The organism is Bacillus kalamii, from assembly GCF_047238185.1.
Lineage (GTDB): Bacteria > Bacillota > Bacilli > Bacillales > DSM-1321 > Bacillus_AD.
The window spans coordinates 740,370-754,655 of sequence record NZ_JBDFMI010000006.1 but is presented as its reverse complement, the minus strand read 5'-3'; the positions used below and the strand labels follow the sequence as shown (position 1 = coordinate 754,655).

The window sequence follows — 14,286 nt, the reverse complement described above, 5'->3', positions numbered from 1 at the left end:
TGATTAAGCACAATAAAGTCAACCATATATCAGTGTATAGTAGACTGATTATTTATGTGAACCTCTCTGACTATAAGGCAGGCCTTTTGAGGAAGCCCGATCCCTCATGTCTCAGAGGGATCTTTTGAATTACTTCCCGAGGTTTCTACGTTTTTCTTAGTGATTGAAACTTTTGCGGATGAATCTCCTGCTTGCCCTTTCAGGCTGTTAGGCAGCTTCACAGAAACAGGTACGGAATGCTCTCCCTCGAGCAGCTCAGCCACATTAATGAATGCCTGTAAATCTGTAGATTTCAGATTGTTGATATCATTTTGTGGACCGGTAACAGTGATGCTTGTCATTCCCTGGCCCGGTGATAAGAAGGCGAGATCCATATCTTCTCCCAAACCATTATACCTTATCTTCACATTCTGGAAGGTTTTCGTAATGTCCTGCTGCTTATCGTCTGTTGCCGGCGGATCTGTGTTCGTTGGCTTATCGTCCGGCGTTGTTTCTTCATCCTTATTATTCTCATTATCCTCTGTTGCGGATGCCTGTTTCGCTTCTATCGTAACCTTCACCTTTTGCACGGAAGAAGCGCTTACTCCTTCAGGCAAATCGATTGGAACCTCTATGGTGGTCGATTCATCAATTTTGCTTATATCGACAGGGATCTGAAGTTGGTCCATTGCATCCAAAATCGATTGTTTCCCATAGAGAGTCACCCTCGAAGGGTCAGCCTTCAGCTTTCCGATTGTTATCCCATCTTTGGGTTTGCCGGATTCAACCGGCAAAACCGACATTTCTTTGCTTGGAATTTCGATTGGTACTTCCACATTGATATAGCCTGGATCAATCGAAACATCCAGTTTATTTAGATTTTTGTCCAACGCCCGTACTTTAGCTTTTACATTGACCGTATCTTTTACCCCATCATCCAAATTGATGACTGCCTTCACGTAAGCGATTTGTTCAATGACATCTTTCGCACCTGTAATTTTGACATGCTCGGGCTTTATCTTCAGTTTGGATTTGTCGACAATATAGCCGTTATCAAGCAACGTACGGTTGAATTCCGGTTCTACTGAGAATTCTTTAGTTACTTTTTCCTGGATGGAAATATCCACGTAATCAGGAGTGATCGTTGCTTTGATCTTATCATTTAAATCTCTTACTTTTAATGCTACTTTACGCTTGCCCAATTGTATTTCAGGATCAGAAAGGTCCAGATACACTTTAAACTCGCGTGAACTTTTAGCTGGCAAAATCAAATTCTTTGGTCCATATAAGGTTACATCCACCGTTTTTGGGACACCTGTTACGACCAAGTTATCTCTGTCATAATAAACCTCGACCGGAACGGAATCCACTATCACCTTATCCTTCTGGGATGGCGTATTGAAGCTGCCGGCTTGGTTGTTCGGCTCGAAATTAACCGAAATATATAGAAGGGCTGCCAATAATAGGGCCACGACCTTTACAAACCATGGGGTTTCTATCAGCTTATCCATTTTTCTTTCCCCTCCAATTCCATCGAGCAGGAGCTGTCGCTTTGAAAGCATTCGATAGCTCTTTCGTTAGCATCTCTTTGAATTCTTCCGGGGTCAAGTCCCTATGCAAATCACCATTCCGGGTTAGTGAGACTCCTCCAGTTTCTTCTGACACAACGACAGTCAGGCAATCTGTCACTTCACTGACTCCAAGCGCAGCCCTGTGTCTTGTACCTAATTCTTTAGAGATGAAAGGGCTCTCCGATAACGGTAAATAACACGCAGCAGCGGCTACCTTATTCTTTTGAAGAATAACAGCCCCATCATGCAACGGCGTATTCGGGATAAATATGTTGATCAACAATTCAGCCGATATCTTTGAATCAAGCGGAATTCCTGTTTCTATATACTCTGTCAAACCTGTCTCACGTTCGATTGAAATCAAGGCGCCTATTCTACGTTTAGCCATATAAGAAACAGCTTTTGAAATCGCTTCGACGGCTTGCTCTGTTTCGTTCTCTTCCTGCGCCATGCCCCTGGTAAAGAGTTTTCCGCGCCCTAACTGCTCCAATGCACGTCTCAACTCTGGCTGGAAGATGACGATAATCGCTATGAATCCCCAGCTCATCGCCTGCTCCATCAGCCATCCGAGCGTATTCAGCCCAAAAAGGCCGCTCAAGCTTTTCACAACTATAATAACAAAGATCCCCTTCAATAATTGAACGGCCTTTGTCCCTTTAATAACCATCAGTGTTTTATATATAACAAACCATACTAGGATTATATCTACAACATTCGTAATAATGTCAAAGAAAGTAAAGTTGGATAATGACATCATGTTACTTCCTCCATTTGGGTATATGCTTACCTTTTAATTTGCAATTTAACTTTACCATTATACCACATATTTACCCAACACCAATTAAAAGCCTATAATCCTCCGCTGCTGCCTGCCAACGAGAAAAATCATCCAATGGTCATTTGGATGATTGAGGTTCTTGCTTATCTCCTGTGATGGCGTTCATAGCCTGCTTAAACGTATCTTTGATGCTGTACCAGAGCCACCCGAACATCTCATCGATTTCTTCGATATCGCCAGAAACATGCCCTGCTGATGCCATATATTTATCACCGTTTATGACAGTCACATTGCCGTCTACTTTTCCTTCGATTTTAATATTGCCATTCCTGACCACCACATCGCCTGATATGGTCTTTCCTTCAGGCACAATGACCGTATTATTATCAACCACTAAATCAGGCTGCTTCGAAAAAGAAAACTGATAGTCTTCCTTCCAATTGGAAAATAGTGACCCGCCCATCAATACGATAAATAACGAAGCGGCGGTAAGGAGCGGGTGGTTTTTCAGCCAGCGCTTGGCACCTGCTTTTTTCGTTTCTCTAGGCAAACTTGCCATTACTTTCTGTGTAAAATCGGAAGGAGCATTTATATGAGATGAACTCTGTACAAAGAGGATCGCCTTCTTCAGTTCATGAAAATGATTTTGGCAATCTACACAATCCTGCAGATGATGGCGCAATATGCTTTCATGTTCTGTGCTTATCTGATTATCTAGGTATTCATGCATATATTCGATGATTTCATCTGAACATTTCATTAATTGTCACCTGCTCTTTTATAAATTGCTTAATTGCTTTCTTAATGCCTCCCGCCCACGATGGATACGGGTTTTAATAGTGCCGATGGGCAAATCAAGAATTTCTCCGATTTCCTTTAGCGATAATTCTTCTATATATTTAAGGACAATAACTGTACGGTACTTTTCCGGAAGTTTAAGGATTTCTTTTTGAATTCGATCTTGGAGTTCTAAGCTTTCGACTTCATCCTCGGGCATCTTCGTATCTGATGCAACCTGGGAATACATATTAAGCCCCTCTGCTCCGGCTATCTCTGCATCCAAATAATAATCAGGTTTCTTCTTCCTGATCCGGTCAATGCACAAATTAGTGGCAATTCGGTAAAGCCACGTAGAAAATTTACGTTTGATATTGAAGCTATGGATATTGACAAAAGCCCTCACAAAAGCTTCCTGGGCCATATCCTCGGCTTCATGCCGATTCCCGAGCATTCGATAACATAGTTGAAAAACTTTATCTTTATAGATTTCAACCACTTCACCGAAGGCATTATGATCTCCCTTTAAGACATCCTTAATCCTTTGTTTTACGAGTAATTCCATTTCCCACTTAACCTCCGCCCTATGCGGCTATACGTTATTTACGAATGCCATGCATAAAGGTTTCAAATAAATATTTCTTTTATTTTATCATTTTTTCACATTTTAGGTTTAATATATAAAAACACTGGGTAAATACCGTGGAAACATTTATTTCCAGAAGGAGGACTTACTTATGCCCGCCGAAGTGAGCCAGTTATTAAACACTATTGAAACTACTAGAGAGAGAATGATATTCCTTGCTGCTGCTACTTCTTTTAACGATCACCAAGTTGTCCAGATCAGTACAGAATTAGATAATCTCATTATTAAATATTTACACCTAACAAAAAAGCAGTAGCTTATTTAAGCCCTGCTTCTTATTTTTCCCTTATAACAATGTTTCCCCGAATAAAGATCCCATTAATGCTACAGCAGTGGCAGCTGTTCTGTTCCGTTCATCCAAAATCGGATTTACTTCTACAAATTCCGCAGAAGTGATTATGTCGGATTCAGCCAACATCTCCATCGCTAAATGGCTCTCACGGTATGATATGCCTCCCATAACCGGTGTTCCGACTCCTGGTGCATCATCTGGATCTAAACCGTCCAAATCAAGCGATAAATGAACCCCGTCAGTCCTTTCCTTCAAATACTGGATTGTCTCAGCCATCACAGCCGTCATTCCCTTACGGTCAATTTCGTGCATCGTATATACTTTTATGTTCTTTTCCTTTATAAGCTGCCTTTCCCCTTCATCCAACGATCTGGCTCCAATGATTACAATATTCTCTGGCTTTAACTTTGGGCTGTAATTTAGAATATTGGTCAATTTCGGATGCCCCAGACCAAGATTTGCTGCTAATGGCATACCGTGTGCATTTCCGGAAGGAGAGGTTTCCAATGTATTTAAATCTCCATGGGCATCATACCAAATAACGCCTAATTGTTTATAATGCTTAGCTATCCCTGCTATGCTTCCCATAGCCATGCTATGGTCTCCGCCAAGCAATAAAGGAAACCCTTCTTTCACCAATACCTCATCCACGGCCTTAGCAATATTCCAGCTTGCTTCACTAACCTGTTCCAAATTTTTTATGCCGCTGCCATCTGCATCTATTTTATTTTCCCTTGATGGTATAGCTATATCCCCTAAATCTTCAACTGTATAATTCAATCTTTCAAGTCGATCAATTACACCTGCATAGCGGATAGCACTTGGACCCATATCCACTCCACGGCGACTTTGCCCCAAATCCATCGGTACCCCTATAATTGAAATCTCCCTTTTCATATGAAACCCCTTTCAAAACGTTATATACATATTTTATCGTATATGGAACAAATGACTCAACTCTGCATTATTTTGTATATTTACTCACGCACAAAAGCCTCATATTGCTATGGATCATAAATTTATTCAATATTTTATACATGTAGTAAAAAAGTAGTAAGTATTGGAAACTATGCTCCATCATCAATAGTGGTTTTTTTCTATTCCCAGTCTAGATTGCGTGCGAATGCCTATTTTTGGAACCATCCGGTGCGCGATTCGACTGTATTTACTAGCTATAGTTGTTCATTTTCTATGTATTCCATCAAAGCAGATGGCCAGTTCCTCTTTATACAAGCGGGACATAAAGGGTACCCTCGCTCATCTATCTACTCTATTCCTTCATATGAGTTATTTCCTATATATTGCTTAATATAGCTTGAAAAGATAATCGCTTATCATGTTTGGGACACCCTTACATTTAGTAAAGAACCACTTTTTTTCATAAAAAAAAGTGTTAAACCTTTGAAAGGCTAACACTGAATAATAGTATGTAGTGTAATGGTGGAGCCTAGCGGGATCGAACCGCTGACCTCCTGCGTGCAAGGCAGGCGCTCTCCCAGCTGAGCTAAGGCCCCAATATTGTATAAAGAGTGAGCCATGAAGGATTCGAACCTTCGACCCTCTGATTAAAAGTCAGATGCTCTACCAACTGAGCTAATGGCTCATAAAAATGGCTGGGCTAGAAGGATTCGAACCTTCGCATGACGGAATCAAAATCCGTTGCCTTACCGCTTGGCTATAGCCCAAAGATTATAACATAAAAATAGGTGGTAAGTTTATAGTATCCTTCATCAAGATAATATATAACTTGTCCACTAAAAAAATGGTGGAGGGGGGCAGATTCGAACTGCCGAACCCAAAGGAGCGGATTTACAGTCCGCCGCGTTTAGCCACTTCGCTACCCCTCCGATATTAAGTTGAAGATGCCGGCAAGAGGAGTCGAACCCCCGACCTACTGATTACAAGTCAGTTGCTCTACCAACTGAGCTACACCGGCATTGTAAGAAAAATATGGTGGAGGATGACGGGATCGAACCGCCGACCCTCTGCTTGTAAGGCAGATGCTCTCCCAGCTGAGCTAATCCTCCAAAAAAATATATTTTAAATGGTGACCCGTACGGGATTCGAACCCGTGTTACCGCCGTGAAAGGGCGGTGTCTTAACCGCTTGACCAACGGGCCAAATTATGAAGATCTCGTTGAATGAAGCTTCCAACCGGACTCGAACCGGTGACCTCTTCCTTACCATGGAAGTGCTCTACCTGCTGAGCTATGGAAGCAATAAATGGCTCCGCAGGTAGGATTCGAACCTACGACCGCTCGGTTAACAGCCGAGTGCTCTACCACTGAGCTACTGCGGAACAATATGAGCCTGGCAACGTCCTACTCTCGCAGGGGGAAACCCCCAACTACCATCGGCGCTGAAGAGCTTAACTTCCGTGTTCGGAATGGGAACGGGTGTGACCTCTTCGCCATCATTACCAGACAATTGAGCCTATTGCTTTTTCATTTACAGGACAATATCTATTATAATATGCTCTATAAATGTTTCAAGAAGAAATTTATTCCTTCAAAACTAGATAACAGAGTCAAAAGTAAATCAAACAACAATTTGGTTAAGTCCTCGACCGATTAGTATCCGTCAACTCCATGTGTCGCCACACTTCCATCTCGAACCTATCAACCTGATCATCTCTCAGGGGTCTTACTAGCTTGACGCTATGGGAAATCTCATCTTGAGGGGGGCTTCATGCTTAGATGCTTTCAGCACTTATCCCGTCCGCACATAGCTACCCAGCGATGCCTTTGGCAAGACAACTGGTACACCAGAGGTGCGTCCATCCCGGTCCTCTCGTACTAAGGACAGCTCCTCTCAAATTTCCTACGCCCGCGACGGATAGGGACCGAACTGTCTCACGACGTTCTGAACCCAGCTCGCGTACCGCTTTAATGGGCGAACAGCCCAACCCTTGGGACCGACTACAGCCCCAGGATGCGATGAGCCGACATCGAGGTGCCAAACCTCCCCGTCGATGTGGACTCTTGGGGGAGATAAGCCTGTTATCCCCGGGGTAGCTTTTATCCGTTGAGCGATGGCCCTTCCATGCGGAACCACCGGATCACTAAGCCCGACTTTCGTCCCTGCTCGACTTGTAGGTCTCGCAGTCAAGCTCCCTTATGCCTTTGCACTCTACGAATGATTTCCAACCATTCTGAGGGAACCTTTGGGCGCCTCCGTTACATTTTAGGAGGCGACCGCCCCAGTCAAACTGCCCGCCTGACACTGTCTCCCACCCCGATAAGGGGTGCGGGTTAGAATTTCAATACAACCAGGGTAGTATCCCACCGACGCCTCCACCGAAGCTAGCGCTCCGGCTTCAAAGGCTCCTACCTATCCTGTACAAGCTGTACCAAAATTCAATATCAGGCTGCAGTAAAGCTCCACGGGGTCTTTCCGTCCTGTCGCGGGTAACCTGCATCTTCACAGGTACTATAATTTCACCGAGTCTCTCGTTGAGACAGTGCCCAGATCGTTACGCCTTTCGTGCGGGTCGGAACTTACCCGACAAGGAATTTCGCTACCTTAGGACCGTTATAGTTACGGCCGCCGTTTACTGGGGCTTCGATTCAAAGCTTCGCTTGCGCTAACCTCTCCTCTTAACCTTCCAGCACCGGGCAGGCGTCAGCCCCTATACTTCGCCTTGCGGCTTCGCAGAGACCTGTGTTTTTGCTAAACAGTCGCCTGGGCCTATTCACTGCGGCTCTCTCGGGCTTGCACCCTACCAGAGCACCCCTTCTCCCGAAGTTACGGGGTCATTTTGCCGAGTTCCTTAACGAGAGTTCTCTCGCACACCTTAGGATTCTCTCCTCGCCTACCTGTGTCGGTTTGCGGTACGGGCACCTTTTATCTCGCTAGAAGCTTTTCTTGGCAGTGTAGAATCAAGAACTTCGGTACTAAATTTCCCTCGCTATCACAGCTCCGCCTTCACGGCAATGGGATTTGCCTCATTGCCAGCCTAACTGCTTAGACGCACATATCCAACAGTGCGCTTACTCTATCTTACTGCGTCCCTCCATTGCTCAAACGATAAAGAGGTGGTACAGGAATATCAACCTGTTGTCCATCGCCTACGCCTTTCGGCCTCGGCTTAGGTCCCGACTAACCCTGAGCGGACGAGCCTTCCTCAGGAAACCTTAGGCATTCGGTGGAAGGGATTCTCACCCTTCTTTCGCTACTCATACCGGCATTCTCACTTCTAAGCGCTCCACCAGTCCTTCCGGTCTGACTTCACAGCACTTAGAACGCTCTCCTACCACGCATACCATACGGTATGCATCCACAGCTTCGGTGATACGTTTAGCCCCGGTACATTTTCGGCGCAGAGTCACTCGACCAGTGAGCTATTACGCACTCTTTAAATGGTGGCTGCTTCTAAGCCAACATCCTGGTTGTCTAAGCAACTCCACATCCTTTTCCACTTAACGTATACTTTGGGACCTTAGCTGGTGGTCTGGGCTGTTTCCCTCTTGACTACGGATCTTATCACTCGCAGTCTGACTCCCGATGATAAGTCTTTGGCATTCGGAGTTTGACTGAATTCGGTAACCCGATGAGGGCCCCTAGTCCAATCAGTGCTCTACCTCCAAGACTCTAACAATCGAGGCTAGCCCTAAAGCTATTTCGGAGAGAACCAGCTATCTCCAGGTTCGATTGGAATTTCTCCGCTACCCACACCTCATCCCCGCACTTTTCAACGTGCGTGGGTTCGGGCCTCCATTCAGTGTTACCTGAACTTCACCCTGGACATGGGTAGATCACCTGGTTTCGGGTCTACGACCACATACTCATTCGCCCTATTCAGACTCGCTTTCGCTGCGGCTCCGTCTCTTCAACTTAACCTTGCATGTAATCGTAACTCGCCGGTTCATTCTACAAAAGGCACGCCATCACTCATAAATGAGCTCTGACTACTTGTAGGCACACGGTTTCAGGGTCTATTTCACTCCCCTCCCGGGGTGCTTTTCACCTTTCCCTCACGGTACTGGTTCACTATCGGTCACTAGGTAGTATTTAGCCTTGGGAGATGGTCCTCCCTGCTTCCGACGGGATTCCTCGTGTCCCGCCGTACTCAGGATCCACTCAAGAGGGAACGAAGTTTCGACTACAGGGTTGTTACCTTCTTTGACAGGCCTTTCCATGCCTCTTCATCTACCCCGTTCCTTTGTAACTCCATATAGAGTGTCCTACAACCCCGAAAGGCAAGCCTTTCGGTTTGGGCTATCTTCCGTTTCGCTCGCCGCTACTCAGGAAATCGCGTTTGCTTTCTCTTCCTCCGGGTACTTAGATGTTTCAGTTCCCCGGGTCTGCCTTCCATACCCTATGTATTCAGGTAAGGATACTGTTCCATTACGAACAGTGGGTTTCCCCATTCGGAAATCTCTGGATCAAAGCTTACTTACAGCTCCCCAAAGCATATCGGTGTTAGTCCCGTCCTTCATCGGCTCCTAGTGCCAAGGCATCCACCGTGCGCCCTTTCTAACTTAACCATTATGGTCAGTGGCGCTTTGTTGTACAAAGCGTACTTCAAATCATTTCGCAAGAAATGATGGTGTTACTTGGTGTGTTTGTTTACTTTACTGTTATCTAGTTTTCAAGGAACAATGTTGTCGGCCAGCCTAAGCTGATCCAACTGAGTTTTGAGAAAGATGATGCTCTCTCAAAACTAAACAAGACAGTCACGTAACATTCTTCTAATTTCCTTAGAAAGGAGGTGATCCAGCCGCACCTTCCGATACGGCTACCTTGTTACGACTTCACCCCAATCATCTGTCCCACCTTAGGCGGCTGGCTCCATAAAGGTTACCCCACCGACTTCGGGTGTTACAAACTCTCGTGGTGTGACGGGCGGTGTGTACAAGGCCCGGGAACGTATTCACCGCGGCATGCTGATCCGCGATTACTAGCGATTCCGGCTTCATGCAGGCGAGTTGCAGCCTGCAATCCGAACTGAGAATGGCTTTATGGGATTGGCTAAACCTCGCGGTTTCGCTGCCCTTTGTACCATCCATTGTAGCACGTGTGTAGCCCAGGTCATAAGGGGCATGATGATTTGACGTCATCCCCACCTTCCTCCGGTTTGTCACCGGCAGTCACCTTAGAGTGCCCAACTGAATGCTGGCAACTAAGATCAAGGGTTGCGCTCGTTGCGGGACTTAACCCAACATCTCACGACACGAGCTGACGACAACCATGCACCACCTGTCACTCTGTCCCCCGAAGGGGAACGTCCTATCTCTAGGAGTGTCAGAGGATGTCAAGACCTGGTAAGGTTCTTCGCGTTGCTTCGAATTAAACCACATGCTCCACCGCTTGTGCGGGCCCCCGTCAATTCCTTTGAGTTTCAGTCTTGCGACCGTACTCCCCAGGCGGAGTGCTTAATGCGTTTGCTGCAGCACTAAAGGGCGGAAACCCTCTAACACTTAGCACTCATCGTTTACGGCGTGGACTACCAGGGTATCTAATCCTGTTTGCTCCCCACGCTTTCGCGCCTCAGCGTCAGTTACAGACCAGAAAGCCGCCTTCGCCACTGGTGTTCCTCCAAATATCTACGCATTTCACCGCTACACTTGGAATTCCGCTTTCCTCTTCTGTACTCAAGTCCCCCAGTTTCCAATGACCCTCCACGGTTGAGCCGTGGGCTTTCACATCAGACTTAAAGGACCGCCTGCGCGCGCTTTACGCCCAATAATTCCGGACAACGCTTGCCACCTACGTATTACCGCGGCTGCTGGCACGTAGTTAGCCGTGGCTTTCTGGTTAGGTACCGTCAAGGTACCAGCAGTTACTCTGGTACTTGTTCTTCCCTAACAACAGAACTTTACGACCCGAAGGCCTTCTTCGTTCACGCGGCGTTGCTCCGTCAGACTTTCGTCCATTGCGGAAGATTCCCTACTGCTGCCTCCCGTAGGAGTCTGGGCCGTGTCTCAGTCCCAGTGTGGCCGATCACCCTCTCAGGTCGGCTATGCATCGTTGCCTTGGTAAGCCGTTACCTTACCAACTAGCTAATGCACCGCGGGCCCATCTATAAGCGATAGCCGAAACCATCTTTCCCTCTTCCTCCATGTGGAGGAAGAAACTATCCGGTATTAGCCCCGGTTTCCCGGAGTTATCCCAGTCTTATAGGCAGGTTGCCCACGTGTTACTCACCCGTCCGCCGCTGACTTCCGGGAGCAAGCTCCCTTCTGTCCGCTCGACTTGCATGTATTAGGCACGCCGCCAGCGTTCGTCCTGAGCCAGGATCAAACTCTCCAATAAGTGTTTGACTTGCTCATAAAATAAAACTTGTTTGTTCCAACTCTGTTGGAACTTCGTTTAGAATTAACGTTGACGTGTTGTCTTGTTTAGTTTTCAAAGAACATTATTGATTGCTCATAAGAAGCTTTTTTATTTTAACATAGCTTCTTTTTTGTGTCAATCTTTTTTTGAAAAATGTTTTCATGCCGCTCAGCAGCGACTTGATTAATATAACATTTTAGGAAGTTCACTGTCAACAACTTTTTCAACTGTTTTTTCAAAGCGTTTGTTTAGTTGTTTCAGCGACGTTTATAAATATACCAAGAGAATATAACGAAGTCAATCACTTTTTTAAATAGAATCATACATTTTATTTTCTAGATCTTGCGTACTTCATACATACTTGCGGCGGAGCCACTTTCATAAAGAGCCGGAACAAGATGTGATAGCGTTCTTCCATGGCGCGCCTGACAATCCCCTCAAGGCGCTCATCCTTAAAATCATATAATAACTCATCCAACTCCCTTTTAAGAAGATACTCTATTTCCTCACGCTCTTTTTGGCTGATCAACAATCCTAACATCCATTTAAGCCCTCACTTTCCGAACAGATTCCTATATCCTGCTCCAATCGCTCCAAAAATATGTACATGGAGTGTCATATAGGAAACGTACAAGCATACCCTTTTTATATAGAGTTTGATGGGGGGATGATTGTGAATTTTTTTATGACTATTCAGGCCAAGAAAGTGAAAAAGTATCTTTTTTTTCTTGCACTTGCATTTGTCACTGCCTGGTTCCTATATGTACAGTACGGTCCTGGTAACCCGGTCTTTTCTACCAAAAGTGGACCTAAAGCTATTTATAAAGGTGAAAGGAATGTTGCACTAACATTCAATATCGGTTGGGGCGATGAAAAAGCGCCTGCTATTTTACAAACACTGAAAAACAATAATGTAAGAAATGCAACCTTCTTTTTATCAGGTTCCTGGGCAGAGCGGCACCCGCACATTTTGGAACAAATTATCGACCAAGGCTATGAAGTAGGAATGCTTGGCTATAATTATCTTGATTACTCCCAGGCAGAAAGTGAAGAAATTACCCGTGATATTATGAAAGCCAAAGAAGCCTTCCGCAAATTAGGCATAACAGACATTAACTATCTACGTGCTCCTACTGGGCATTTCGATAAACGGTTATTAAATATCAGTGAAAAATTCGGCTTTACCATTGTACATTGGAGCATTGATTCAAAAGATTGGACCAATCCAGGAGTTGCCCGCATTGTAAAAAATATCGATGAAACAAAGCAGGGGGACATACTATTGTTCCACGCCTCCGACTCTGCCAAACAAACAGCTAAAGCTCTCCCTGAAATTCTGTCTAGCATTAGGGACAAAGGGCTTAAGATTGTCACTGTATCTGAAATGCTCTCAAATTCATCTGTCAAAACGGAAGAAGTAAAATAGCATAAAGAAAGAGAGGCTGATCATCTCAGCCTCTCTTTCTTTATGCTTTTTGCACTTTATTCTTAACTGTTTGGCTAGCCTTTCCCCGTTTGGCTGCCAGTTCTTCTTCTGACTTTTTATTTATTTTATGAAGGATTAAGAGCTGATAACTGTTGCATATAACCAATGGAATAATCATAAAATACAGCCAATCATTTGCATTTACCCGCAATACAGGCACCAATTCAATAACAGTCACAACGACCATAAAAAATAAAGAAGGAATAAATGCCTTTTTATTGGTTATCTTCGCTTTAATAAGTGCGATGATGAATCCGACCACCAATAAAGAAATTCCTAAAATGGCGTACTTTATGACACCGTCATCCTTCCCAAAGCTGAGAAACCGAAAATAAATCAAATCAAAAACAACAAGTATAGTCAGGATAACTTGAACAGGGCTCCATAAACTCTTGAACAGGCCCAATCCGAAACGGTGAACAGTCAGATAAGCAAAAAAGCCCATTTGACTAATTACGCTGAAAATCAATCCTACACCAATAAACCAAATAAACGCAGCAATAATGTCACCAATCGCGCCGGCAGCAAAAATATCTTGATACTTATCCCATCTGACCACAAAGCCAATAATTCCTGTAGATAATCCACCCAGCAACAGAGTTGTTAAAAACAAACGTACTAGATTACGACTACTCACCTTTGTTCCTCCAATATTTTGCTATAATGAATAATTGTACCAATTGCTTGTAGAAAATACCACAACTTCCCGACTGAATGAATAATTTTCTTCATTATTCTCATATTAACTATAGTAATTTGCATATAAAGGAGACCGCATCATGAAATATACATTCACAGTCCTGCCCTTTTTATTAGTATTGGTTTTGTCAGGCTGCTCCGGAAAACAAACGGAAACAGATAATAAAATGGATTATGAAGAAACCAAAAAAATGGTTGTCGATATACTGAAAACAGATGATGGTAAAAAAGCCATCCAAGACGTTCTTTCCAGTGACAAAGTCAAAAATGAAATGGTGATGGATCAGAAAACAGTAAAAGAAGCTATAGAACAAAACCTTACTTCCGACAAAGCAAAAAAATTTTGGGAGAAGATGTTCAAAGACCCCAAATTCGTGAGCAGCTATGCCAAAGGGCTCGAAACGGAGCATAAAAAAGTATTAAAGGATTTAATGAAAGATCCTGATTATCAAAAATTGCTCATGCAAATGTGGAAAGATCCCGAAATGGAAAAAGAATTATTGTCGCTTTTAAAAAGTAGCAAAATGCGCGATGAAGTGAAAAAGGTGTTGCTGGAAACGATGGATAGTCCATTAGTAAAAGCAAAATTGGAAACGTTGCTCATCAAAGCTGCCGAGGAACTGCCGGCGGAATCTAAGAAAAAAGCCGGCGATGGCTCCAGCCAGGACAACTCATCCGCAAGCAAAGGCAGCAGCCAAAAAGAATCGAGTGGGGAATAACAGAAAAGCGGCGGTTAAACCGTACAAGCTCATCCCGCTTACACAGAAAAGGAGCAGATGCGTT

The 14,286-nt window shown here is 44.4% G+C and carries 10 protein-coding genes, 9 tRNA genes and 3 rRNA genes; 3 read left to right on the top strand and 19 right to left on the bottom strand.

Features of this window, described 5'->3' with window-relative positions; all coding sequences use genetic code 11:
* Positions 1–104 precede the first annotated feature (104 nt).
* The 4 genes from ABC357_RS21590 to sigW form a co-directional block, all read right to left on the bottom strand.
* On the bottom strand, positions 105–1,490 hold the full coding sequence (locus ABC357_RS21590; RefSeq protein WP_412889584.1) for a CdaR family protein: 1,386 nt from the start codon (positions 1,488–1,490) through the stop codon (positions 105–107).
* Positions 1,483–2,304 (bottom strand): diadenylate cyclase CdaA, encoded by an 822-nt coding sequence (cdaA, locus tag ABC357_RS21585; RefSeq protein WP_412890096.1) that lies wholly within the window; start codon positions 2,302–2,304, stop codon positions 1,483–1,485. Before cdaA ends, ABC357_RS21590 begins: the two co-directional genes overlap by 8 nt.
* A 142-nt stretch (positions 2,305–2,446) precedes the next feature.
* A complete protein-coding gene (locus ABC357_RS21580; RefSeq protein ID WP_412889583.1) occupies positions 2,447–3,088 on the bottom strand; it encodes a zf-HC2 domain-containing protein in 642 nt (213 codons plus the stop codon).
* 18 nt (positions 3,089–3,106) lie between these two features.
* Positions 3,107–3,670, bottom strand: coding sequence for an RNA polymerase sigma factor SigW (gene sigW, locus ABC357_RS21575; protein WP_412889582.1), 564 nt, complete (start codon positions 3,668–3,670; stop codon positions 3,107–3,109).
* A gap of 172 nt (positions 3,671–3,842) precedes the next feature.
* Here sigW and ABC357_RS21570 point away from each other — a divergent pair, with 172 nt between their 5' ends.
* On the top strand, positions 3,843–4,007 hold the full coding sequence (locus tag ABC357_RS21570; protein WP_412889581.1) for a Spo0E family sporulation regulatory protein-aspartic acid phosphatase: 165 nt from the start codon (positions 3,843–3,845) through the stop codon (positions 4,005–4,007).
* Positions 4,008–4,037: 30 nt separating this feature from the next.
* Here ABC357_RS21570 and rocF read toward each other — a convergent pair whose 3' ends face one another.
* The 14 genes from rocF to ABC357_RS21500 all read right to left on the bottom strand — a co-directional run bounded on the left by rocF (position 4,038) and on the right by ABC357_RS21500 (position 11,859).
* A complete protein-coding gene (rocF, locus tag ABC357_RS21565; RefSeq protein ID WP_412889580.1) occupies positions 4,038–4,940 on the bottom strand; it encodes an arginase in 903 nt (300 codons plus the stop codon).
* Between the two features lie 541 nt (positions 4,941–5,481).
* Positions 5,482–5,557: transfer RNA gene (locus ABC357_RS21560), tRNA-Ala, on the bottom strand.
* A 16-nt stretch (positions 5,558–5,573) separates the two neighbouring features.
* Positions 5,574–5,646 (bottom strand) — tRNA-Lys (locus ABC357_RS21555).
* A gap of 7 nt (positions 5,647–5,653) precedes the next feature.
* Positions 5,654–5,728 (bottom strand) — tRNA-Gln (locus ABC357_RS21550).
* 78 nt (positions 5,729–5,806) lie between these two features.
* Positions 5,807–5,890 (bottom strand) — tRNA-Tyr (locus tag ABC357_RS21545).
* 16 nt (positions 5,891–5,906) lie between these two features.
* Positions 5,907–5,979, bottom strand: a tRNA-Thr gene (locus tag ABC357_RS21540).
* A 15-nt stretch (positions 5,980–5,994) separates the two neighbouring features.
* Positions 5,995–6,070, bottom strand: a tRNA-Val gene (locus ABC357_RS21535).
* A gap of 18 nt (positions 6,071–6,088) precedes the next feature.
* Positions 6,089–6,163 (bottom strand) — tRNA-Glu (locus ABC357_RS21530).
* A 25-nt stretch (positions 6,164–6,188) separates the two neighbouring features.
* Positions 6,189–6,261 (bottom strand) — tRNA-Thr (locus tag ABC357_RS21525).
* A 6-nt stretch (positions 6,262–6,267) separates the two neighbouring features.
* Positions 6,268–6,342, bottom strand: a tRNA-Asn gene (locus ABC357_RS21520).
* 9 nt (positions 6,343–6,351) lie between these two features.
* Positions 6,352–6,467: ribosomal RNA gene (gene rrf, locus ABC357_RS21515) — 5S ribosomal RNA — on the bottom strand.
* 126 nt (positions 6,468–6,593) lie between these two features.
* Positions 6,594–9,529, bottom strand: a 23S ribosomal RNA gene (locus ABC357_RS21510).
* A gap of 217 nt (positions 9,530–9,746) precedes the next feature.
* Positions 9,747–11,297 (bottom strand): 16S ribosomal RNA (locus ABC357_RS21505).
* The 16S, 23S and 5S rRNA genes sit together here with 9 tRNA genes alongside, the layout of an rRNA operon.
* A 349-nt stretch (positions 11,298–11,646) precedes the next feature.
* A complete protein-coding gene (locus tag ABC357_RS21500) occupies positions 11,647–11,859 on the bottom strand; it encodes a hypothetical protein (RefSeq protein ID WP_412889579.1) in 213 nt (70 codons plus the stop codon).
* A gap of 132 nt (positions 11,860–11,991) precedes the next feature.
* Here ABC357_RS21500 and pdaB point away from each other — a divergent pair, with 132 nt between their 5' ends.
* Positions 11,992–12,744: a polysaccharide deacetylase family sporulation protein PdaB gene (pdaB, locus tag ABC357_RS21495; protein ID WP_412889578.1), complete on the top strand. Its 753-nt coding sequence runs from the start codon at positions 11,992–11,994 to the stop codon at positions 12,742–12,744.
* A 40-nt stretch (positions 12,745–12,784) separates the two neighbouring features.
* On the opposite strand, the gene ABC357_RS21490 is transcribed toward pdaB, so the two are convergent.
* Positions 12,785–13,441 carry a KinB-signaling pathway activation protein gene (locus ABC357_RS21490; protein WP_412889577.1) on the bottom strand — a complete coding sequence of 219 codons (657 nt, stop codon included), beginning with the start codon at positions 13,439–13,441 and terminating at the stop codon, positions 12,785–12,787.
* Between the two features lie 142 nt (positions 13,442–13,583).
* Here ABC357_RS21490 and gerD point away from each other — a divergent pair, with 142 nt between their 5' ends.
* Complete coding sequence (gene gerD / locus ABC357_RS21485) at positions 13,584–14,222, top strand: spore germination lipoprotein GerD (protein WP_412889576.1); 639 nt, start codon at positions 13,584–13,586, stop codon at positions 14,220–14,222.
* Positions 14,223–14,286: the final 64 nt, after the last annotated feature.

What these genes read in the sequence shown, in the direction of transcription:
- ABC357_RS21580 (WP_412889583.1), bottom strand. Translation starts at nt 3,088, where the DNA reads ATGAAATGTTCAGATGAAATCATCGAATATATGCATGAATACCTAGAT.
- ABC357_RS21500 (WP_412889579.1), bottom strand. Translation starts at nt 11,859, where the DNA reads ATGTTAGGATTGTTGATCAGCCAAAAAGAGCGTGAGGAAATAGAGTAT.
- ABC357_RS21570 (WP_412889581.1), top strand. Translation starts at nt 3,843, where the DNA reads ATGCCCGCCGAAGTGAGCCAGTTATTAAACACTATTGAAACTACTAGA.
- cdaA (WP_412890096.1), bottom strand. Translation starts at nt 2,304, where the DNA reads ATGTCATTATCCAACTTTACTTTCTTTGACATTATTACGAATGTTGTA.
- gerD (WP_412889576.1), top strand. Translation starts at nt 13,584, where the DNA reads ATGAAATATACATTCACAGTCCTGCCCTTTTTATTAGTATTGGTTTTG.
- sigW (WP_412889582.1), bottom strand. Translation starts at nt 3,670, where the DNA reads ATGGAATTACTCGTAAAACAAAGGATTAAGGATGTCTTAAAGGGAGAT.
- rocF (WP_412889580.1), bottom strand. Translation starts at nt 4,940, where the DNA reads ATGAAAAGGGAGATTTCAATTATAGGGGTACCGATGGATTTGGGGCAA.
- ABC357_RS21590 (WP_412889584.1), bottom strand. Translation starts at nt 1,490, where the DNA reads ATGGATAAGCTGATAGAAACCCCATGGTTTGTAAAGGTCGTGGCCCTA.